At 77.1% G+C, this 22,590-nt stretch carries 12 protein-coding genes; 1 reads left to right on the top strand and 11 read right to left on the bottom strand.

All coding sequences use genetic code 11. The features are described 5' to 3' along the window. Window positions 1-148: 148 nt before the first annotated feature. From TK50_RS13575 to TK50_RS34145, 9 genes are all read right to left on the bottom strand, one after another. On the bottom strand, window positions 149-2,041 hold the full coding sequence (locus TK50_RS13575; RefSeq protein ID WP_199486023.1) for an SWIM zinc finger family protein: 1,893 nt from the start codon (window positions 2,039-2,041) through the stop codon (window positions 149-151). After that, window positions 2,038-5,712 carry a DUF5682 family protein gene (locus TK50_RS34865; RefSeq protein ID WP_241773986.1) on the bottom strand — a complete coding sequence of 1,225 codons (3,675 nt, stop codon included), beginning with the start codon at window positions 5,710-5,712 and terminating at the stop codon, window positions 2,038-2,040. Before TK50_RS34865 ends, TK50_RS13575 begins: the two co-directional genes overlap by 4 nt. Further along, entirely contained in the window at window positions 5,709-6,902 is a 1,194-nt protein-coding gene (locus TK50_RS13565) for an ATP-binding protein (protein WP_144420231.1), read from the bottom strand. The genes TK50_RS34865 and TK50_RS13565 overlap by 4 nt, the downstream gene beginning before the upstream one ends. An 81-nt stretch (window positions 6,903-6,983) precedes the next feature. Then, on the bottom strand, window positions 6,984-11,954 hold the full coding sequence (locus TK50_RS13560; RefSeq protein ID WP_043963076.1) for a hypothetical protein: 4,971 nt from the start codon (window positions 11,952-11,954) through the stop codon (window positions 6,984-6,986). Beyond that, window positions 11,951-12,808 (bottom strand): DUF4132 domain-containing protein, encoded by an 858-nt coding sequence (locus TK50_RS13555; RefSeq protein WP_043963075.1) that lies wholly within the window; start codon window positions 12,806-12,808, stop codon window positions 11,951-11,953. Before TK50_RS13555 ends, TK50_RS13560 begins: the two co-directional genes overlap by 4 nt. A 108-nt stretch (window positions 12,809-12,916) precedes the next feature. Then, the gene (locus tag TK50_RS13550) at window positions 12,917-15,118 is read right to left on the bottom strand and encodes a peptidase domain-containing ABC transporter (protein ID WP_043963074.1); all 2,202 of its coding nucleotides are present in this window, start codon (window positions 15,116-15,118) and stop codon (window positions 12,917-12,919) included. Next, the gene (locus TK50_RS13545) at window positions 15,076-16,068 is read right to left on the bottom strand and encodes a TIGR04500 family putative peptide maturation system protein (protein ID WP_043963073.1); all 993 of its coding nucleotides are present in this window, start codon (window positions 16,066-16,068) and stop codon (window positions 15,076-15,078) included. Before TK50_RS13545 ends, TK50_RS13550 begins: the two co-directional genes overlap by 43 nt. Next, window positions 16,065-17,078 (bottom strand): ATP-grasp domain-containing protein, encoded by a 1,014-nt coding sequence (locus TK50_RS13540; protein ID WP_043963072.1) that lies wholly within the window; start codon window positions 17,076-17,078, stop codon window positions 16,065-16,067. The genes TK50_RS13545 and TK50_RS13540 overlap by 4 nt, the downstream gene beginning before the upstream one ends. Before the next feature lie 70 nt (window positions 17,079-17,148). After that, window positions 17,149-17,319, bottom strand: coding sequence for a putative ATP-grasp target RiPP (locus TK50_RS34145; protein ID WP_158499170.1), 171 nt, complete (start codon window positions 17,317-17,319; stop codon window positions 17,149-17,151). Between the two features lie 120 nt (window positions 17,320-17,439). On the opposite strand from TK50_RS34145, the gene TK50_RS13535 reads away from it, so the two are divergent. After that, the gene (locus TK50_RS13535; protein ID WP_158499169.1) at window positions 17,440-18,858 is read left to right on the top strand and encodes a helix-turn-helix transcriptional regulator; all 1,419 of its coding nucleotides are present in this window, start codon (window positions 17,440-17,442) and stop codon (window positions 18,856-18,858) included. 53 nt (window positions 18,859-18,911) lie between these two features. On the opposite strand, the gene TK50_RS13530 is transcribed toward TK50_RS13535, so the two are convergent. Both TK50_RS13530 and TK50_RS13525 read right to left on the bottom strand, forming a co-directional pair. Continuing rightward, window positions 18,912-20,489 (bottom strand): arabinofuranosidase catalytic domain-containing protein, encoded by a 1,578-nt coding sequence (locus tag TK50_RS13530; RefSeq protein WP_199486022.1) that lies wholly within the window; start codon window positions 20,487-20,489, stop codon window positions 18,912-18,914. Window positions 20,490-20,529: 40 nt separating this feature from the next. Next, entirely contained in the window at window positions 20,530-22,365 is a 1,836-nt protein-coding gene (locus tag TK50_RS13525; protein ID WP_043963070.1) for an RICIN domain-containing protein, read from the bottom strand. Window positions 22,366-22,590 lie beyond the last annotated feature (225 nt).

Below are 22,590 nucleotides of genomic sequence, written 5' to 3'. Positions count from 1 at the left end.
ACGATTCTCCTGGTCCTCGCGGGGCCGGGACGGCGACGCCGCCCCCGGAGATCGAATTAGATCAAACGGCGTACGTCAAGCGCCGCCCCCACGGTCGCCCCGCACCAGGCGCCGTGGGGGCGGCAGTCCACGCCGGCCCACCCGTGGATCAGCCGGCCGCCGGTGCCACCCAGGAGGACCGGATCAGCTCCCGCTCGGTGGCGGCGAGGTGGGCGGTCGCGGCGAGCCAGGCCCAGGCGTACCGGTCCGGGTCGGGGTCGGTGAGCCGCCCGAACGCGTCCCGGCCGCGCCGGTCCGACTCCGCCACCAGCGCCGACGCCACCGCGGCGGCGGTGGTGAAGCCGGCCCGGCGCAACGGCACCGCCAGCGAGGCGGCCTCGTCGCGGGCCGCCTCGGCCACCGCCCGGCGGCCACCCGAGACGGCCAGCTCCACCAGCCGACGCACCCGCCACAGCGGGGACTCCGCGACCGCGTCGACGGCCGGCGCCGACTGCGCCGCACCGGCCTGCGCGCGGGGCGGCAGGTGCGAGCCCTGGATCTGGTCGTAGCCCAGGTCCGCCCGCCCGTGCCACTCGGGCGGCAGCCGCAGGGTCTCGGTGGCACCCGGCACCGCGCCGACCGCGAGCGGGCGCAGCGTGCCGGCCCGGTCGGGGTCCAGCCGGCCGACCACCCGGATCCGCAGGCCCGGCCAGGACGCCAGCCGCCGCAGGTTGGCCACGTGCGCCAGCGCGGGGTGCGGGTTGGCCGGCACCAACCGGATCACCGGCCCGTCCGGCACCGGCGCCCGGTCCGCCCCCGCGTCGGGGGCCAGCTCGCGGGCCAGCACCTGGTCGCCGACCGCGCCGACCACCACCAGGTCGGCGCCGAGCAGCGCCGTGCCGGCCCGACCCGGATCGGCCGGGTCGTCGACGGCGAGCTGCCCGGACACCACCTCCGCCAGCGGCCGGGCGAACAGCTCCGCCAGCGCGCCGCTGGACCAGTCGGCCCCGGTGAGGGGGGTGGCTCGGACCCCCGCGCCGGCACCGAGCCGGCCGTCCGGGGAGACCGTGGTGCCGGTGATCCGCAGGCCACCCCGGGCCAGCGCCGCGTGGTCGACCGAGACCGCGCCCATCTCCGTGACCGCGTGGGCGCAGTCCCTGGCGCGATTCGGGCCGCCCGGCTTCACGTCGGCGAACGAGAGCCGACGGCCGTCGGCGGCGACCAGGTGGGTGACCACGCCGGCGTAGCCGGTCGCGCTGATCACCGGTTCGCGGCAGACGCCGTACACCTCCAGCGTGCCGTCCGGCTCGTAGGCCCGCCGGAGCACGCCGACCAGCGCCGGATCGGGATCGCCGGCGGCGAGCCGACCCGCCGCGTACAGCAGGTCGTGCAGCACCTCGACCAGGTCGGCGAGCCGGTGGCCGGTCTGCCGGGACCGGTGCGCGCGCAGGCCGCGCACCAGGCGCAGCGCGGCGGCCTCGGCGCGCGGCAGGCCGGCCAGGCGGGCCCCGTGCGCGGCGCGCAGCAGGTCGGCCTGGCCGACCGCGCCGGCGGCCGGGACACCGGAGGCGAGCACCGCGGCGGCGGCCCGCCACAGCGCGCCGGCGGCGGCCCGCTGCGCCTTCGTCGGCGCGCCGCCGGCGGCGGCCGGGCCGGTCGCGCCCGCCCGCCCGGCCCTGCTGGCCCGCCCGGCGCCGTCCGGGGTGGCCGGCGCGGCGGGTGCCGGATCGGGGTGGCTGGCCGGGTCGGCGACCGGGCAGGCGGCCAGGACCGCCGCGAGGTGCAGGCAGCGGGGTGCCAGCAGGCAGGAGCACCGGGCCTGCTCCGGGCCGGTGACCGCGCCGGTCGGGCCGGGCCGCAGGACGACCAGGGCCTCCGGCCCACAGTCGACCGACACGCCGCCGTCGACCTGGCCGACCGGCAGCGCGGCCAGCCGTTCGACGGTGGCGTCCAGCCGCCGGCGCAGCCGCGACGGCAGGGCCGCCACCGCCGCGGCGGCGACCGCCGGCGACACCGGCGGCAACCGGTCCGCGGCCACGGCGGTGGGGGTACGGTTCGTCAACGTGATCCTCCCCGGACACGGTCGCCCACCCAACGGGCGAGTTCGAGCGGGCTGAGCGCGGCGACCGGCATCCCGGCCGCGACGAGCTGCTCGGCGACCGGCACCGAGTAGCAGGGCATCCCCCGGTCGTTGAGCGCGGCGCAGCCCAGCAGGTGCACGCCGGCCGACGCCAGGGTGCGGACCTCGCCGAGCAGCCCGGCCAGCGGGTAGCCCTCCTCGAAGTCGCTGACCACGGCGACGATGGTGCGGCTCGGCACGGTCACCAGCGAGCGGGCGTGGGCCAGCCCGGCGGCGATGTGCGTGCCGCCGCCGACACGCACCTCCAGCAGCAGCGACAGCGGGTCGTCGACCCGGTCGGTCAGGTCGACCACCTCGGTGGAGAAGGCGAGGAAGTGGGTCGACAGGGTGGGCACCCCGGCCAGCACGGCGGCGGTCAGCGCCGACCACACCACCGACGCCTCCATCGAGCCGGACACGTCGACCACCAGCACCAGCCGCCAGTCGGCCTCCCGGCGGGTGCGGGTGTGGAACACCGGGCGCTGCGGCACGACCACCGTCCGGCCGTCGCCGAGCCGCCGGGTGTGCGCCAGGTTCGCCCGCAGCGTACGGGCGAGGTTGATCCGCCCGCCGGGGCGGCGGGTCGGGCGCGGGCTGGTCAGCCCGGTCAACGCCGGCCGCGCCTGGTTGGCCAACCGCGCGGTCAGCTCCTCGACCAGTCGCCGCACCAGGGGCCGCAACGCGGCCAGCTTCGCCTCGGGCAGGCCGCCCGCCAGCGACAGCACCGAGGCCAGCAGCTCCACCGAGGGACGCACCGAGGCCGGGTCGAGTTCGCTGAGCACGTCGGTGCGGCCGTTCTCGGCGGCCCGGGCGATGACCTCCTCGCGCACCGTCGTGCCGAACAGCGCCTCCAGTTCGTCGGCCCACTCGCGGGCCGTCGGGAAGGCGGGCTCCTGCCCGCCGCCGCCCGAGGGGCCGAGGTCGATGCCGCCCTCGCCGCGCCCCGCCCCGTACAACTCGTCGAGGGCGCGGGCGTAGCGGCGGGCGTCGGCCGGCAGCCGGTCGGGTTGCCGGCCGAGCAGCAGCCGCCACCGGTCGGTCGGGGTCAGCCCGCCGCCCGGCGCAGCCGCCGCCCGGTCCCCGCCGCCGACGGGGGCGTCGACGGCACCGGCGTCCGGGCCCGGGAGCGGCAGGGCGCGGGCGAGCAGCACGGCCCGGCCGGCCGCGTCGGCGGCGGCCCACCGGGCCAGCAGCTCGGGCGGGGCGGACAGGGACAGGTCGAGCCGGTCGCCCAACCGTTCGGCGACGGTGTCCAGCAGCCGCTCCCGGGCCGCCGGGGTGAGCGCGTCGAACCCGCCCCGCAGCGCCGGCAGCCGGTCCAGGAACTCGGGGTCGGTGAGTCGTTCGACCCGGTCCAGCAGCGGGTCCAGCGCGGCGGGCGCGGACTGCAGCAGCGGGTGCGCGGCGGTGAGCAGGCCACCGAGCAGCCGGTGCAGGTGCCGTCGCGTGTCCGGCCCGGTGGCCGCGTCGACCCAGCCGGCCACCCGGGTGCCCAGGGTCGCCAGGTCGGTCAGGTCGAGCAGCACCCGGGCGGCCAGGGCGGCGCCCTGCATCAGCGCCGAGCCCGACCGGGTCAGGTCGTCGAGGGCGGCGTCCAGTCGCAGGCCGATCCGGTCCTGCCCGGCCCGCACGGCGAGGTCGACCAGGGCGGCCGCGTCGTCCGCGGCGTCGCTGCCGGCCAGGCCGGGCAGCCCGCGCACCGCCGCGTCCAGCAGCACGACGGCCAGCTCGGCCGCCCGCTCCCGGCTCTCGGCGGTGGTGCCGGGCAGGTGCTGCCGGCGCAACGCCTCCAGCAGGTCCAGCGCGGCCAGCAGCTCCGGCAGCGTGCCGGTGGCGGGCAGCACGGCGGCGGCCAGGTCGAGCCGGTCGGCGACCAGCTCGGGCAGGTCGCACCGGGCGGCGTCGCGGAGCCCGGCGAGCAGCTGCGCGGCGGTGGGCCCGCCGTCGGCGACCTCGCGGCGGAACCGCTCCCGCAGCGTGCCGGTCGCGGCCAGCGCCGCGGTGACCCCGCGCACGCCGACCAGGTCCAGGCGGGCCGCCACGGACGGGGTCCAGGCCAGCTGCCAGCGGGTGGTCAGGGCGGCCCCGTCGCCGGTGCCGGTCACCGCGACGGGTTCGCCGTAGCCGACGCCGCAGACGTGCAGGCGGTGCAGCAGGACCTCCCGCCGCCGGTCCAGGTCGGTGCGCAGCGGGTCCAGGCGGACCTCGCGGGCCTTCGGGCTGTCGGGGTGGGGCAGGCGCAGCGCGGCCAGCGCCGCCTCGACCGCCGGGCCGAGCCCGGAGCGGGGCGTGCCGGGGGCCGTCCGGCCCCGGTCGGCGCCGACCAGCACGGTCTCCAGCGCGCGGGCCAGGGCGCGGCCCCGGCCGAGCAGCTCGCCCTGGCCGAGCACGGTGGTGACCGCCTCCAGCACCTCGCCCCGGCCGGGGGCGGGCAGGCCGCGCAGCCGGGCCAGGTCGTCGGCCAGCCGCACCGCCTCGGCGGCCTCGCCGGTGCCGGCGGTGTGCCCGGCCGCGCGCAGCTCCCGGCACACGTCGGTGACGGCGCGGGCGGCGGCGGCCCGGATCCGGTCCGGGTCACCGGCGGCGGCGAGGACGGCCTGCTGCCAGCGCGGGTCGCGGATCCCGGCCGGGTAGCCGGACCGGGAGTCGAGCAGGTCGAACGCGTAGGGCACCAGCGAGGTGGCGACGGCGTCGCCGGGTGGGGCCGTCGACCGGTCGGCCGCCCCGCCCAGCGGGCCGCCGGTCGACCGGGCCGGGCCGCCGGTGGCGAGGCCGGCGTGCCCGGCGGCGTCGGGCGCGAGCAGGGCCGGGGCGTGGAAGGCGCCGACGACGGCGGCGACCCGCCGGCCGTCCGCGCCCGCGTCGGCCAGCACCCGGCGCATGTGCTCCTCGCGGGCCAGGTCCCGCGCCGGCACGCCCTCGTCGCCGGCGCTGTCGGCGCGCATCGCCCAGCCCACCCCGAGGGCGGCCCGGCGCACGGCCTCCGGCGAACAGCCCGGGGCGCGTACCTCGACCACCCGGTCCCACATGTCGTCGCCGTCGCGGCCGGTGCCGCTGGCGCCGAGCCCGGCGGCGTAGCGCGCCGGGCGGGGGCCGGGCACGCCCTGGTCCGCGTCGGCACCGCCGACGGTCGTCGGGTCCGCGCCGGCGGCCGCCCCCGTGGCCGTCCAGCCGGGATCGGCCAGCGGCAGGTCGCAGCAGATCACCTCGACGCCGCGCTGCCGGGCCCAGCGGATCGCCGCCAGCTCCGGGGAGAAGTCGGCGAACGGGTAGAAGCCCATCGGCCCGTCCGCGCCGTGGCTGCCGACCACGGCCAGCGGCGCCCGGGCGGCCGGGTCGGACAGGTACGGCAGCCAGTGCTGGAAGTCCGCCGGCAGCTCGACGGCGACCACCTCGGCCCCGGCGGCGTCCAGCAGGGCGGGGACCACCGACGCCAGGGCGGGGCTGTGGTGCCGCACCCCGATCATGTAGGGCCGCGCCGAGGCGGCGAGGGCGTCGACCACGGCGCGCGGGTCGGCGGCCGACAGGTCGGTCGCGGCCGGGCCGTCTGCCGGCGGGTCGAGCACGGCCGGTGCGCCGGCCGGGCCGGCGGGTTCGCGGGACGGTGGCGTCACCGCAGGCTCGCCCGCAGGTCCCAGAGCCGACGCCACATCGCCGAGCCGTCCTCGGCGCGGCGGCGGACCGGGCCGTCCCAGTAGCCGAGCAGCCGGGCGTGGTCGTTCTCGTCGTCCTTGCGGACCACCCCGAGCAGGTGCCCGGGGACCAGGTCGAGCGGGTCACCGCCGGGCAGGTACGCGGCGGCCAGCCCGAGCGACGCCGCCACCTGCACCGCCTCGGCGGTGGACATCACGGTGCCGGGCCGTTCCACGTCCCAGCCCTCGCCCGACCGGCCGGTGCGCAGGTCCCGGAACACCGTGATCAGGGCGTCGAGCACCGCGTCGTCCACCGTGTACGGCGCTCCGGCGCGCTCCACGGCGGCGGTGGCCTGCCGGCGGACCAGGTCGGTCTCGGTGCCCGCGTCGGCGATCGGGTGGACCGTCTCGAAGTTGAACCGGCGCTTGAGGGCCGAGGACATCTCCGACACGCCCCGGTCGCGCAGGTTGGCGGTGGCGATCACGGTGAACCCGGGCGTGGCGCGGATCAGGCCGTCCCCGGTGCCGGACAGCTCCGGCACGTTCATCCGCCGGTCGGACAGGATGGACACCAGGGCGTCCTGCACCTCGGGCAGGCAGCGGGTGACCTCCTCGATCCGGGCCACCCGGCCGGTGCGCATCGCGGTCAGCACCGGCGAGTCGACCAGGGCCTGGGGGGTGGGGCCTTGGGCGAGCAGCAGCGCGTAGTTCCAGCCGTACCGGAAGGCGTCCTCGGTGGTGCCGGCGGTGCCCTGCACGGTCAGGGCGCTCGTGCCGCAGATGGCGGCGGCCAGCAGCTCCGAGAGCATCGACTTGGCGGTGCCGGGCTCGCCGACGAGCAGCAGGCCCCGCTCGCCGGCCAGGGTGACCACGCACCGCTCGACCAGGCTGCGCTCGCCGACGAACTTTCCGGCGATGGTCATGCTCGCCGGCAGCTCCACGCCGCCGGGGCGGTTACGCCGGTCGGCCGGCAGCGACAGCGCCTCGCCGTCGCTGCCCCGGATGAAGGTGACCACGGCGCGCGGGGTCAGCGCCCAGCCCGGCGGCCGGGCCCCGTCGTCGTACGCGGCCAGGAAGGCCAGCTCGTCGGCGTACCGCTGCTCGGCGGAGAGCACCTGGGCGGCGGCGTTGTCCGGCGCCGCGGTGGGGCGGACGTGTTCCGTCACGGTCACGGGGGTTCCTCGATCTTTCACTGGTGTCGGACGTGCGGGAGGTCGGTGGTGGGGCCGGCGGCCCCACCACCGACGCGGGGATCAGCGCGGGGCGCGGGTGGCCGGGGCGTCGAGGCGGGGCGGGTCGCCGTCGCACGACCGCCGCCAGGCCCGCCGGTACAGGTCGGCGACCGGCTCGCCGGGCACGGTGACGCCGAGCGCCGCCGTGCCGTCGGGGCCCAGGTCGAACAGGGTGGCCTTCCAGCCCTCGATGGGGGCCTGCCCGCCGCCGCGGGCCAGCCACGGGCCGGGCAGGAACAGCGACCGGCCGGCCCGGGGCCGGCTGGCGGCGACGACCAGGTCGGTGCCGGCCAGCTCGGCGCGGGCGGCCTTGAGCCGGGCCGGCTTCCAGCCGGTCCACGCCGCCGTGTTGCGGTCGGTCGGGTCCGGCATGGCCAGCAGCATCAGGTACACCGCCGCCGCGTCGGCGCCCAGGCCGTGCGCCGCGACCACCTCGGCGACCAGGTCGGGCACGGACCGGGTCGGGTCCTGCGGCCACCACGTCCCGTCGGCGGCCCGCTCGCCGCCGGCCGGGTCGCCGGGATCGGCGAGCAGCGCCTCGAACCGCGGGTCGCGGACCAGCCGCAGGGCCACCTCCATCGGGTACGGCCGGGCCGCGTCGTAGCGCAGCGTCGGCAGGTACGGGTCCGTCCCGTCGGCGTCGAGCAGGTCCGGCCGCAGCGCGGGCGAGGGCTGGTCGTCGTGGGTGGCCAGCATGATCGCGCCGTAGCGCTCCCAGCCCGGCCCGGTCTCCGACGGGGTGCCCGCCACCTGGCGGAAACTGGGCAGGGAGACGTACCGGTCGAGGTCGAGCAGCAGCTCGGGGTTGGCCAGCCGGTCCCGGATCGCGGCCAGGGCGGCCGGCAGCGCGGCCCGGCACGCGTCGCCGGCCGGCGTGTGGTGGGCGACCCAGGCGGTCAGGGCGACCGTCGAGGTCAGCACCGCGCCGGTGAAGCCGGTGGCCCGCTCGTCGACCGGCCGGGCCCGGTCGCCGCTGATCCGGAAGGCCAGGTCCGTGCTCAGCTCGACCGACCGGGCCGGGTCGAGCAGCGCCGGCAACGCCTGGGCGGGGCTCCAGGCCGCGCGGACCGCGCGCACCGCCGCGGCGAGCAGGTGCTCGGGCACCACGACCCGGCGGCCGAGGGCGGCGTTCCAGACCGCCGCCGCCGCGTCGACGTCCGGCCCGTCGGTCCACAGCCGGCCCGGGTCGGCGGGCAGCAGGGCCGCGACCACGGCCCGGCGCAGCGGCGCAGCGGCCTCGTTGAGCACGCCGAAGGCCAGCTTGACCTCGCCGACCTGCCGGATGCCGAGCGCCCGGCGGGCCTCGACCGGCACGGGGGTAGCCGAGTCCGCGTGCGGCAGGCCGGCCAGCACCAGCTTCGCGGCGGTGGGGGTGACGCCGGTCAGCTCGGCGAACCGCTCGGCCGCCTCCGGCCGCCACGGCAGCGGGCCCCGCGCGGCCCACTCGGTGCGGAAGCGGGCCAGCCAGCCGGCCGGCCGGTCGTCGCCGACCGGGGTCGCGGAGTCCACCGTGTACGGCTCGGGCACGGCGAACACGCCGGCCGGGTCGTGGTACAACGCCTCGAGGTGGTAGCCGGTGCGGGTGCCGCTGGCGGTGAGGACGGCGAGGAACGCCCCGCCGGGCAGCGGCAGGATGCCCGCCCGGGGGCGGCGGCGGTTGCCCTGCGCGTCGAGCAGGTCGTCGTCGAGCAGGTGCAGCCGCAGCCGACGCCACCGGGCGGGCGTGCCGGCCGTGGTCAGGTCGAGCCGGTCGAGTGCGGTGAGCAGGTCGGCCAGGTCCTCCCGCTGCTCGTCGGGGGTGACCGCAACGACGGCCCGGTAGGCGACGGCCGCGACGCCGTCGAGCACCGGCCACCAGTGCAGGGCGCCGGGCAGCGCCGGCCCGTCGATGTGCAACCGCACGGCGGGATCGACGCCGCCGGGCGCGGAGCGCTGGGCGTCCAGCGCCTGGAACTGGGTGAAGGCGTGGGCCAGGTCGGCCTCCCCGTAGACCGTGCCGCGCAGCCCGTCGAGCGCCGCGCTGAGCCGCCGGTCGGTGGGGCCGGCGGCGGTCGCCGCCGGGGCCTGCGCCGGGGCGGACAGCGCCCGGGTGAGCCGCTCGGTCGCCGCGTCCAGGTCGGTGCGGACGCGGGCGGCCAGCCGCAGCACCCCGGCGACCCCGGCGAGCAGCGCGTCGTGGCTGATCGCCGGCACCGCCGACCGGATCAGCGCGACCAGCGGGTCGGGGGCGGGCGCGGCCTGCCCGCCGGTCGGCGCCGGTGCGGCCGGGCCGGGCCGGCCGGCGCCCGTCCGGTTCGCCGCCGGGTCGGCCAGCAGGGCGCGTCGTTCGTCGACGGCGGCCACGAGCAGGGCGGCGACGGCGTCGCGGTCGATCCGGCGCAGGGCGGCGGAGCCAGCCGGGTCCCGGGGCAGCAGGTTGCCGAGGAAGTCCGGGCCGGGCAGCGGCACCGCGCCCGGGGTGTAGTCCCGGCCGGACTCCCCGGCCACGGCCGACGCGACGCCGTCCGGGTCGAGCAGGGCGAGGTTGCCGAGCACGGCGCGGGGCCGGTCGTCGCCGGGCAGCACCAGCGCGGCGATCGGCTCCTGTCCCGCCGGCACGGTGACGGCGCGGCCGGCCAGGTCCTCGCCGCGCACGGAGCCGTCGGGCCGGGTGACGACCCGCCAGCCGAGCAGGCCGTCCACCGGCGCGGCGGCCGGGGTGGCCTGCGGCGACAGGGCGGGCCGCAGCCAGCTCGTCCGCTCCGTGAGGCGCTCCTCGGCGGGCAGGTCGGCCAGGAACCGGGGCAGGCTGCGCCGGCCGTGGCCGCCGCTGGCCGGGTCGTACTCGCGCCAGCCGCGGTCGCCGTCGTCGTCCCTGCGGTAGACCCAGTGCGTGGTGCCGTCGGTGATGACCGGCAGCTCGTCGGGGACGGCGGTGTCCCCGGCGTGCAGCACGCCGCCGCCGGTGGTCCGCCCGCCGCCGGCCAGGGGCAGGGTGATCGTGTTGCGTCGCGGCTGGCTGCCGCGGGTGCGGCCCTGGAGGGGCTGCGGCTCGTCGGGGGCGGAGTGCCAGTAGCCGCGCAGGTTGTAGTCGAGCTCCTGGGAGCGCCAGAAGACCAGCAGACGGCCGTCGACGTAGTGGTAGCCGGGCTCGCCCCACCGGTCGCCGGCGGGGATGCGCAGGTCGTGGCGGAGCACGATGCCCTCGGGGCCGATGACGCGGACGGTGGTCGGGCCGCCGAGGATCGCGTAGGGCCACGCCTCCTGCCAGGTCGTCTCGACCCGGTGGTCGCCGCCGGTCACCTCCTGCCAGGCCGTCTCCCACTCCGGCCAGCCCAGCTCGTCGAAGATGCCGCCGCGCAGGCTGGCGGCTACCTGCTCGGCGAGGTCTACGCCGAGGGCCCACCCGAGGTCGCCACCAGGGCCGGCGTCGATCCCGTCGGCGTCGTCGGTGACCAGCCGCAGCGCCTCGGCCGGGAGCCCGCCCAGCCAGCCCACCGACTCCCGCAGGTAGGGCAGCCCGGCGGTGAACCGGTCACGGACGCGGCCCCGCAGCCAGTCGGCCAGCAGCGGCCGCAGGCCCGGCGTGTCGGCCAGCCGGCGCAGCGTCTCCGACTCGTTGTCGAGCCGGGCCAGCCCCCGGCGCAGGGGCTCGGTGAACCGGTCGTCGCCGGCCAGCGCGCGCAGGTCCCGTTCTCCCCCGGAGCTGGCCCACTGCGCCAGGTCCAGGGTCTCGCGCTGCCGCGGCGCGGCGACCGGCAGGTCGAGGGCGAGCAGCAGGTCCAGCAGGTCCAGGTCGTCGCCGATGGCGAGGGGCTCGCCGCTGTCGGCCAGCTCGGCGCGCAACCGGTCGGCCATCCGTTCGACCAGCGGATACAGCGCCGGAAGCCGAGGGGGACGGTAGCCGGAGGTGGCCCGGTCGAGGAAGCGGCGCAACCACCCGGCGGCGCCGTCGCGGGGGCGGGCCGCGTCCGGCACGTCGGGGTCGGAGAGCCCGGCGAGGGCGCCGGTCTCGGTCAGCAGGGCCAGCCAGGAGACCAGGTCGTCCCGGTCGGTGGGCATCAGGTCGAGCAGGTTGCCGCGCACCGCCGGCTCCCGGCCGGCCAGCGCCGCCACCGCCGGCAGGTGCGCCCGCCACCAGCCGGCCGGCGCCCCGGCGACGGCGGGCAGCCGGAGCAGCTCGGTCAGGTAGGCGGCCACCCGGTCGGCGGCCCCGGCGTCGGCCTTGCCGGCGGCCCGGGCCAGCCGGTTGACCGCGGTGGCCGACTGGGTGGACGGCACCACGCCGGCGGTGGCGGCCCGCAGCGCCAGCCGGCAGAACCGGTCCAGGGCCTCGCCGGGCGGCAACTGGGCGGACAGCTCCCGCGCGTAGCCGGCCAGCGCGGCACCGGACACCACCTTGGCGGACGCGAACTCCAGGTAGACCTCGTCGAGCCGGTTCAGGTCGATGGGCAGGCCGTGCTGCGCCTCCGCCCGGCGGGCCTTGTTGAACAGCTGCGTCGCGTAGGTGTCCTGCCCGGCGGCCAGGAACACCCGCGCCGCCTGCTCGAAGAACGTCGGCAGCACGTGCGGCAGCGTGCGGGCGAACCGCTCGGCGACGGCCAGGTGCCCGTCCAGGGCGGCCTTGGGCCGGGACCGGGCCTGCCGGGCGAGCTTGCGCAGCTCCGGCACCACCGGCAGGACGTGCCGGCCGTCGGCCGGGTGGTGTACCAGCACCCACTCGGGGAACGCCAACGGACGGCGGGGCCCGAGCCCGACGACGGCCGGCTCGGCGGCCGGGGCGAGGCCGAGGAAGCCCACGGCGGCGTCCTCGCCCTCGCCGAGGGCGGCGTCGACCAGCCGTACGACCGGCCGGTCGCCGAGGACCGGGTGCCCGTAGCTGCGGGCGGTCAGCGGCACCGCGAGATCGCCGGCCCCGGCGGCGCCGGTCGGCAGCACCGCCCCGGCGGCCAGCAGGCTCTCCGCCGACGGCGGGGCCGCGGTGGTGGTCGCGGTGGTGGTGGTCGCGGTCATGCCGTCCTCCCCGTGGTGGTCGCGGCGCCGGACAGGGCCGTGGCCATGCGCATCCCCTCCGACCAGGCGACCGGCCCGACCTCGGCCAGCCGCAGGGTCGGCCCGTCCACGACCGTCCAGGAGAGGCCGCCCAGCGTCGCCTCGGAGTCCCAGTAGTCCTCGTCGAAGCCCAGGGCGGCCTCGACCGTGTGGCCGTCCTCCCAGACGCGGCACCTGACCTGCGAGCCGGAGACCCGGAAGCCGAACGTGGCGGCCCGGACGGCCAACCGGTTGGGGACCTTCGTGCCCCGGAAGTCGGTGACGGTGGTGTCCCGGTCGGTCAGGGTCGCGGGCCGGGACCAGGTGCCCCGGTGCAGCTGCTCGACGCGCTGGGTGATGTCGAGTTCGTCGGCGAACTCGCGCAGGTCGGCCAGGGCGGGCAGGTGCGCCGGGTGGGGCAGCCGGGCAGTGCTCGGCGACAGCCGGACGGTCTCCCCGTCGAGGTCGACCATCCGCAGGTCGCCGCCGTCGGTGACGTCGCGCAGGAAGCCCGGCGCGGCCGGGTCGTCGCCGAGCACCACGAGGTCGCGCAGCGCGTCCCGCCAGGCCGGGTCCGGCCAGACCCGGGCCAGCAGCGCGGTCGGCACCGGCAGCGAGGACACCACCCAGGCGTCGACCCGGGCCAGGCACTCGGCGGCGTGCCGGTCAAGCCACTGGGCGAGCTGCCGCAGCCGGTCCACCTCCGGGTCGTCCCGCAACGCCTTGGGGAGGGTCTTCAGTGGACGCCCGGTGGCCCGTGGGCCGGCCGACCGGGCCGCCACCTTTCCGTCCACGAGGGAGATCTCGTACGAGTCTCCCACCGCTAGCCAGCCCATCAGGAACACCCTCCGCAATGGCGAAATCACCAGATTCCCCAAGGAATCCGTCATGATCGACGACGCACGGAGGCTAACAGTAGCGACCGACAAGATCGCTGAGGTCGGTCAGGGAGCGGTGCCGGACCAGGCCCGGGCGACGCCGCGAGCGGTTGTTGCGCCAGCCAGCCGGGCGAACGGGCCGCCGGCGGCCAGCAGCACCCCGGGCGGCCCGCACTCCACCAGCCGGCCCCCGTCGAGCACCAGCACCAGGTCGGCGTCGGCGACCGTGGAGAGCCGGTGCGCGATCACCACCCGGGTCATGGGCAGCGCGCGCAGGCCGGCCTCGACCGCCGCCTCGGTCACCGTGTCCAGCGCGCTCGTCGCCTCGTCCAGGATCAGCAGGGCGGGTTCGGCCAGCAGGGCCCGGGCGAGCGCGACCCGCTGCCGTTGCCCGCCGGACAGGCCGGCCCCGCCGTCGCCGAGGCGGGTATGCAACCCCATCGGCAGGGCCGCCACGTCGTCGTGCAGCGCGGCCAGCCGGATCGCGCGGGCGATCGCCGCGTCGGAGGCGTCGGGCCGGGACAGGGTCAGCGCCTCGCGCAGGGTGCCCGCGCCGACGTACGTCTCCTGCAACACCACGCCGATCTGCCGGCGCACCGAGGCCAGCTCCAGCGTGGTCAGGTCGACGCCGTCGAACCGGAGCTGGCCCTCCGTCGGCGCGTACAGCCCGGTCAGCAGGCCGACCAGGGTGCTCTTGCCGCTGCCCGAGCCGCCGACCACGGCGACCTTCTCCCCCGGCCGGAACACGGCGGTCACCCCCCGCAGCGCCCAGGGGGAGCGCCGGTCGTACCGGAAGCCCACCCCGGTGAGGGTGACCAGGCCGGTCAGCGCGGGCGCGGGCCGCCCCGGGGCGGGCTGTTCGACGGGTGCCTGGGCGATGTCGGCCAGCCGGTCCACCGTGGGCGTCAGCAGCGTGAACGACGGCAGCCGCTGCGCCAGCGCCACCGCCGGGGTGACCGCGGCGACCGCGAGCGCGGCCAGCCCGGCCGCCCGCCCGGGTGAGTCGGCCAGCCGGGCCGCCACCAGGAGCATGAGCACCGGGCTGGCCACCGACCACGCGGCGAGCAGCGCCTCCCCGACCGCCGACAGCCGGGCCAGCCGGTACGCCGCGTCGACGCCCCGGTCGAACGACTCCTGCCACCGCCGCAGCACCCGCCGCTGCGCCCCGGCGACCCGGATCGCCGCCATGCCCTGCAGCGCGTCGGTCAGCCGGGCCGCCTCCTCGCCCGAGGCCAGCAGCTCCTCCCGTTGCAGGGCGCTGGCGCGGCTGCCGATCCACGCCGCCGTGCCGACCTGCACGGCGATGACGCCGGCGGCCACCAGGCCCAGCAGCGGGGCCAGCACGGCCACCACGGTCAGGTAGCCGACGACCAGCAGCGCGTCGAGCGCCGTGGCCACCAGCGACGACGCCAGCAGGTCCCGCACGGAGCCGACCGCGCGCACCCGGTCGATCAGGTCGCCGGCCGAGCGGCGCTGGAAGTACCGGTAGACCACCTCGAACAGCCGGGTCACCGTGTCGACGCCGAGCCGGGTGCCGATGCGGCGTTGCAGGGCGGTCACGGCCAGTCCCCGCGCCAGCGACAGCGTGCCGGTGACCGCCGCGAGCGCGGCGACGGCGGCGAGCCACGACGCCTGCGGGGGCGTCGCGGCGTCGATGATGGCCGCCGTCGCCCACGGCACGGCCAGCCCCGCCACGGTGATCAGCAGCGACGCCGCCGCCAGCACGGCGAGCAGCCCGGTGTGCCGGCGGAGCACCGGCGCGAGCAGCTGGCGCACCGGCCCTGGGGTGGGGGTGACCGGCGGCGCGGGGCCGGCGGGCTCGGCCAGCAGCACCACCCCGGTCGAGCCGGCGCAGAACTGGGCGGGCGTCAGCCGCCGCCGCCCGACGGCCGGGTCGACGACGTCGACGCCGCGCCGGCCGACGCCTTCCACCACCACGTAGTGGTCGCCGTTCCAGTGCGCCACCAGGGGCAGCGGCAGCTCCCGCAGACGGGTCGCGTCCTGCCGCAGGGCCGGCAGCGCGATCGCCCGGCAGCGTAGCCCGAACTCGTGCGCCGCGTCCCGCAGGTCGCGCAGGCTCAGTCCGTCGCGGCCGACGTCGAGGTGGGCCCGCAGCCTCGCCACGGGCACCGTCCGGCCCGACGCGGCCAGCAGCATGGCCAGCGCGCTGGGGCCGCAGTCGGTGGCGGCGACCTGGAGCACCACGGGCACCCGCCGCCGGCCGGTCACCGGGGTCGCGCCGTCCGGTCCCGGGGCAGCCAGAACCACTCGACGTCCGTGGCCGCCCGCCGGTCGGCCAGCCACTCGTCGAACACGGCCCGCTCGACCAGCGGCCGGACGGCGTCGTCCAGTTCGGCGGGCTCCCGGGCCACCACGACGGCCGTCACCGGCGTGCCGGCGACGACGGTCGGCACCGGCCCGCAGGCGGCGCGCACCTCCGGGGCCGCCGCGGTGGCGACCGTCCGCAGCACCCCGGCGGCCCGGCCGGCGCGCACCGCCCCGGCCACCGCCGCGAGGGCCGCCTCCGGTTCGGCGGGCAGCGCCGCGTCGGCGGCCCAGGCGACGACGAGGGTGTCGAAGTCCGACCGGTGCCGGGCGAACCAGGCCGGCAGCCGGTCGGCCACCACCCGCTCGCGCAGCCGGGCGACCGCCACCGTGTGGGCGACCAGGTCGGCGAAGTCCGCGGCGGACAACCCCCGCTCCGCCAGCCACCGCGCGGTCGACGCCGGGTCGAGCAGGCCCTTCGCCCGGCGGTACGCGTCGGCCGCCGCCTGCAGCTCGCCGTCGGTGACCTCCACGGGGTGCAGTTCCAGCTCGGCGGCGAGCACGCCGGTGTCGACCAGCCGGGCGAGCACGTCGTGGTCGTACCAGAGGAAGTCGAGCGCGGCCAGGGCCTCCCCCACCAGCAGCGTCCGGGTGCCGACCCGGACGAGGTGGTGTTCGGAGTGCCGGATCGCCCCGCGCAGCGGCCACGGCAGCGCCGGGGCCGGGCTGTACGCGACGGAGACCGTGCCGGCGGGCTCGCGCAGCAGCACGTCGAAGGAGACCGAGCCGTCGCTGCTCTCCTCGTCCCGCACGAGCGCGGGATCGGCCTGCGGCCAGCGGTGTCGCAGGGACGCGAGCCGGTGCTGCCCGTCGCGCAGGCTGGCCCGGGTGCGGGTCAGCTCCCGCGCCAGGGTGAGGGCCTCGTCGAGCAGGGCGGGGTCCAGGGTGCTCATGCGGCGGCTCCGGTGGTGGACGCGACCCCGGTGAGCAGGTCGACCACGGCTGCCGTGATGGGCAGCCCGGTCTCCTCCTCGACCCACAGGTACTGGCCGCTGGGATTGATCTCGATGTACACGTACCGGCCGTCGGGGGTGACGATCAGGTCCAGGGCGCCGTAGCACAGGCCGAGCGCGCGGGTCAGCGCCACGCAGCGCGCCGCCACGTCGGCGGGCAGGTCGTACGGGCTCAGCGGGGTGTTGCGGCCGTCCTGCCGCCGCCAGTCGTGGCGGGCGTGGTTGGAGCGCTGCGAGTCGATGGCCGCGGTGAACACCCGGTCGCCGACGACGGTGACCCGCAGCTCCACCTGTTTGGGCACGCGGGCCTGGGCGATGAACGGGCAGTGCCGTACCCCGTCGACGTGCCCGATGTCGCGGTGGGTGACCGGCTCGGTGAAGCGCATCAGCTCGTTGCCGATGTCGGTCAGGCCGACCTGCTTGGCGATCAGCCGGCCGCCGGTGTGGCCGAACAGGTCGAGCACGGCGGCCGGGTCGTTGCCGACCACGGTGGCCGGCACGTCGAAGCCGAGGCGCACCGCGAGCTGGAGCTGGCGGACCTTCTGCTGGGCCCGCAGGACCACCGGGCGGGGCGCGGGCAGGGTCGGCACCTCGGCGAGGGTCTCCCAGACGTCGCCGACGAACTGCCGGCTCTCCTCGGCCACGTACCGCGCGTACGGGTCGCCGAGGTGGGCGGGGGCGACCGGGTTGCCGGGGCGGCGGAACCAGACGGCCGTCACCGCGTCGAGGTCGACGACCTGCCGGGCGGCGGGGTCCGCGCCGGGGTCGGACGGGTCGGGGTGGCGCACGAGGGTACGGGTCAGCCGCCCGTCGCGGACGGCGACCGACAGCGACGCGCGGGCCGGCACGTCGGCCGGGTCGAAGCGGACCCAGGTCTCGCCGCGGCGGCGCAGCTCCACCTCGGCCGCGTCGGCGTGCACGTCGTCGGGGGCGGTCAGGATGAGGATCATGGAGGCTCCGGACGAGGTCGCCGCCGGTGGCCTGGCCGCGCCGTGCGGTCGGGCCACCGGCGGCCGCGGATCAGAAGTCGGTGTCGGTGTCCGGCCGTCCCCCGTTGGGGATGTCGTCGATGGTCTTCGACGAGCCCGCCCCGGGTCGCGGCAGGCCGCCGAGCATCCGGGCGAGCTGGTCGTCGGCCAGCTCCACCCCGTCGGCGGGGATGGTGTCGATCTGCACGGTCCTGCGCTTCACGGTCCTGCCTCTCGCTGCGCCGGCCGGCGGGCCGGCGGGTGGCAAGCAGTGTCTGCCGGCGGGGGTCGGGGGGACACCGGGGAAATCCCGGGCTTGGACCCCGGTTCTACGCTCACCGTCGTGTCTACCGAGATCGTGGCCGAGCGTCTCCTGTCGGCGGCCGACAGCGCCGACCCGGATCGGGCCGCCCGGCTGGCCTTCCGGGCGTTCGTCGCGCTGTCCCGCACCGCCGACAGCCACCAGATGCTGCCGTTCCTGGCCCGCGCGCGGAAGGCACACGACGCGGTCCGCTCGCCACGGACGGAGCTGATCTACTGCACGCTCGCGGGCACCGCGGCGACCCGGGCCGGCCTCGCCGACGGGCCGGACTACCTCGACAAGGCCCTGCGGATCTTCGACCAGAACGCCTTCGGCGACGATGCGGTGCTGGTCGAGTGCGCGCTGACGGCCGCGCTGACCCTGATGCGCCCGCAGGAGGCGCGGCGCTTCGCCCCGCTCGTCGACGCCCTCGACCTGGCACCGGTGGACCGGGCCCGGCTGCTCGCGCTGATCGGCGCCGGTGACTCATGGGCCGGCAACCTGGTCCGGGGGCAGGCCGAGCTGCGGGAGGCGGTGCGCCTCGCCGCGCTCTGCGACAGCCTGGACGTGCAGGCCGAGGCGACCTCGTGGCTGGCCAAGTGCGACGCGCTACGGGGCGACCTGGACGAGGCGGCGGACCACCTCGACCAGGCCCGGGAGCTGGCCGCGCGGGTCGGTTCGGCCTGGGTCGCCCGGCATCTGCCCGAGTGCACGGTCGCGCTGGCGTTCGCGCGCGGCGACCACGACGCGTGGGTGGGGCTGCTCGAACTCGTGGTGGCCACGGACGCCGGCGTGACCGCCGGCCTGCAACACGAGCACCGCTGGGAGCTGGCGACCCACCACGCCCTGGCCGGCCGGCCCGGGCTGGCCGCCACCCTGCTCGCCGACGTCGCCGACCCGCCCGCCTCCTGGCCGGGCGGCCCGGTGCTGCCGGCGTGGCGGGCCTGGATCCTCGATCCGGACTCGCCGGCGACCGCGGCGGCGCTCACGGCCGCGCTCGGGAAGCTGACCCGCCCCATCGAGCGGCTGCTGGCGGCCCGCGTCGCCTGGCTGCTCGGCGCGCACCACGGCCGCTCCGGGCGGCGCGGCGAGGCGGCCCGGCTGCTGGAGCAGGCGTCCGCCGGCTACGCCCGCGCCGGTGCCGCCGGCCTGCTCGCCCTGGTCCTCAAGGACCTGCGGCTGCTCGGCGGCCGGCCGCCCACCGGGCCCGGCGGCGCGGGCCCTGCCGGCACGGACCCGCCGCCGGCGCCGGCGTTCCCGGTCGCGGCGGGTCGGCCGGCGCTGACCGGCGCCGAGGCCCGGGTCGCCGCCGCGATCGCCGACGGGCTCAGCAACCGGGAGGCGGCGCAGCGCCTGTTCGTCTCGGTCAAGACGATCGAGTTCCACCTGGGCAACATCTTCCGCAAGCTCGGGGTGCGCAACCGCACCGAGCTGGCCGCCCGCCGGGCGCGGACCGGCTGAGCCCGGGCCGGCACGACGGGGCCCGGTCGAATCTCCCGGGCCCCGTCGGCGGGTCAGCGGTAGCCGGCGGCCACCACGTTGGCCTGCACCGCGTTCTCCGTCGCGTCGGACGGGTAGCCGGCGACCATCGCCCCCTCGTAGAAGGTGCCGGCGCTCAGGTTCGCGCCGCCGTCGGGCTTGCAGCAGTCCCCGCCGCTGCCCAGGATGATGGCCCCCTGCTTCTTCATCGGGCTGTAGCCCGGCGGGAGCGCGCCGTCCCAGAGCGTGTAGAGGCCGCCCGACTGGGCGTTGCTGCCCTTGATCGCGAAGCGGCTCGTGCCGTTGTTCTTCAGCGTCGCGGTGACGAACTTGCTGGTGAACGCCCGCTGGTTGGGGTTCCAGGAGCTGCTCCCGCCGGGGAACAGCCCCCATTCGAGGTCCGCCTGCACCCACGGGCCGGTGCCGGAGCAGCCGCCGAACCAGCACTGGGTGCCGAAGTTGATGGCGTCCATCGCCCCGGCGGCGTCGGCCTTCCTCGTCGTCTCGCTGTTGCCGTAGTCGAAGCAGCAGCCGTTGTTGACGTGGGTGCCGCTGGTCACCATGTACATGCCCTCGGGCGCGGCACCGGTCGGCACGCCGGTCAGGTGGCCGTCGCGCCAGTAGCTGTTGCCGGGGTTGATGTAGAGCGAGTACGCCTTGGCGCCGCCCACCGTGAGCGACTCCGAGGTCGCGACCGCCGGCTTGCTCTGCGGCGAGCCGGGCACCACGCTCGACCCCTGGTACCACAGGTCGTTGCCGCGCCCGGACTGGTCGTAGACGACCGTGATCACGCAGGTCGTGCCGGCGCAGAACGAGTCCTGCGTCGCCGCGTTGGCGGTGCCGCCCGCGCCCGACAGGCCGATGTTGCGGGTCGTGTTGTCCGACGAGCGCCGCACCTGGTAGAGGTTGCCGTTGTACGCCGCGTAGAGCGCCCGGGTCGTGCTGTGCGCCGCCACGCACGGGGTGCCGCCGGAGGCGTAGATGTCGCAGGGCCGCCCACCGGTCGGCGGCGGGGCGGTCGTCGGCGGGGTCGTCGGGGTCGTCGGCGACGTCCACTGCTGGTTGGCGCCGCCGTTGCACGCCCAGAGGATGAGCTTCGTGCCGTTGGCCGTGCCGGCGCCGTTGGCGTCCAGGCAGAGCCCGGACTGCACCCCGGTGACGGTGCCGTTGGCGTTGACGTTCCACTGCTGGTTGGCCTGGCCGTTGCAGTCCCAGATGATGGCCGCCGTGCCGTTGGCGGTGCCCTGGCCGGAGGCGTCGAGGCACTTGTTGCCGTACACCGTGAGTTGCCGGCCCGACGTCCAGGTCCAGGTCTGGTTGGCGCCGCCCTGGCAGTCCCACAGTTGGGTCTGGGTGCCGTTGGCGGTGCTGGAGTTGGGGACCTCGAGGCAGCGGCCGGACTGGACGCCGACGATCGGGGCGCTCTGCCCCGGCTCGATGGCGGCCACCGCCGACGCCGCCTCGGCGGCCGGGAACACGGCGGCGGGCGCGGCGGCGCCGACGACGAGGAGGCCGAGCAACGCGCCGGCCAGGACGCCGAGGCGGCGCGGGCGACGCCGCCTCGGTACGGGTTCGCGGGCGGGTCCTGGCCCGCTGGGGGACGGGTTTCGCACGGGGTGACTCCTTCTGTCGGTGGGGGGGGAAACGGGACGACTACCGGCCCCAGATCCGCCACGTCTGGTTCAACGGGCTGCCCTGGCCGACCGGGTTGCAGGTCCACTGGTGGACCCGCGCCTGCGCGGCGGTGGAGACCCCGCTGACGTCGACGCACTTGCCGCTGTGCCGGGCGACGAGCTGGTAGTCGTGGGAGTCGTTGCCGGCGTAGGTCACCTTGCGGAGGGTGAACTGCTGGTTGAGCCCGTTCTGGCAGGTCCACTGGTGCACGGCCGCGCCGTCGGCGGTGGACACCCCGCTGACGTCGAGGCACTTGCCGCTGCTCTGGTTGACCACGGTGTAGGTGTTGGCCACGCCGTCGACCGGGCGGAAGTTCCACAGCTGCTGGTCCCCGCCCTCGCAGTAGTACTGCTGCTGGAGGTTGCCGTCGGCGGTGCCCAGCCCGGTGTTGTCCAGGCACTGCTGGGAGTGCTGGGCCACCGCCACCGACTGGAAGCCGGTGTCCGAGGGCGGCAGCAGGGTGACGGTGTAGGTGTCGGTCTGGTTGCCGTACGGCAGGGTCACGGCGACGTTGTTGTTGGACACGTTGACCACGCTGTTCGAGACCGTGACCGGCCCCTGCACCGCGCCGCCGCCGTTGTAGGGGATGCGCTGCGTGAGGACCCGCACCTGGTTGTTCTGCACGACGCCGCTGGTGGTGTCCAGCCGTTGCAGGTTGACGGTGAGGTTGCCGGTGGTGCGTCCGCCACCGACGAGGACCTTCGCCGCGCCGGTGGCCTTGGTGGCGTACGCGTCGTAGGACTGGCTGGCGGTCACCGAGACGGCCTGCCCGGTCTGCGAGGCGTAGTAGCGGTAGGCCCACCACTCGCCCTTGGGCTGGTGCTGGCCGGCCGAGTTGCGGACCAGCAGGTTGCCGAGGTCGTTGTGCAGGTTGCCGCCGCCGGCCCAGTTGGCCCGCAGGCCGTCCGCGCGGGCCCGTTCCAGGCGCGCGATGTACCAGGCGCCGTCGGCCGGGTTCTGCTCGTCGGTCGCGCCGTACTCGTTGATCTGGTACGGCCGGGGGTGGGCGATGCCGCGCGGGTCGAGGGTGGCGTTGGCGGCGGCGACGTTGGCGACCGGGTCGCCCGGCAGCGAGTGCCAGCTGACGATGTCCGGCACCGTGTTGGTCGAGCGGACGAAGTCCAGGTACTGGTTCCAGAAGGCGTGGTTGGTCGACGGCACGCAGGCGCAGCTCGGCCCGACGATGAGCTGGTCGGGGAACTCCGACCGCAGGCGCTGGTAGGTGCGCCGCCACAGCTCGAGGTACTGGGAGATCGGGCGGTTCCAGAAGATGGTGATGTTGGGTTCGTTCCAGATGTCCCACTGCACGGTGAGCCCGGCTGCCCGGACGTCGCGAATGAGCCGGGTGAGGAAGTTGTCGTAGTCGGTCCAGTTGCCGTTGTCGCCGGGGAAGCGGGAGATGCCGGCGCCGTCGGCGCCCCACAGGTCGTGCGGCAGGATGATGAACTGACCGCCGAGGGCGGCGGTCCGGCGGGCCTGGGCGAGGGTGGAGTTCCAGCGACGGTCGTAGTTGCCGCCGACCCAGCCGCTGCCGGGCAGTTGCGCGCCGCCAGCGCGCATGTACTGGAACTTGACGTCGCGGTAGAAGTGGTCGGCCGGTCCGCTGGCGTTCTCGGTCATGCCGTAGATCCAGCCGGACGCCCGGTAGGTCGGCGTGCCGGTGGTCGTGGCGAAGTTGACGGTGATCGACTCGTCGGCGGCCCGGGCGGGGGACCCGGCGACGGTCACGGCGGCGGTGGCGGCGAGCAGGCCGACCACGAGGCGGGCGACGAGCGCACGGGCTCCTCCTGGCCTGCGGCGGGACGGGGTTTTCACGGGCGGCTCCTTGGTGGGGCGTGGGGGACGCACTCCGGAGGGCAGCGCTTGCGAACCGATTCGCAGGGATCGTAGGACCGGACGTCGATTGATGTCAATGAAGTGACAGGGCGGTGACGACGCGGTTTCCCACCTGGCAGATCCGTCGCGCCCGGCAACCCTTGACCGCCAACCATAGACGGACATATGTTCGTCCGAACCGGTTCGTCGAATCGATTCGCCGAC

It is taken from the genome of Micromonospora haikouensis, from assembly GCF_000876225.1.
Taxonomy (GTDB): Bacteria; Actinomycetota; Actinomycetes; order Mycobacteriales; family Micromonosporaceae; genus Micromonospora; species Micromonospora haikouensis.
The sequence above is the reverse complement of the archived record's forward strand: the minus strand, read 5'-3'. Positions and strand labels throughout refer to the sequence as shown.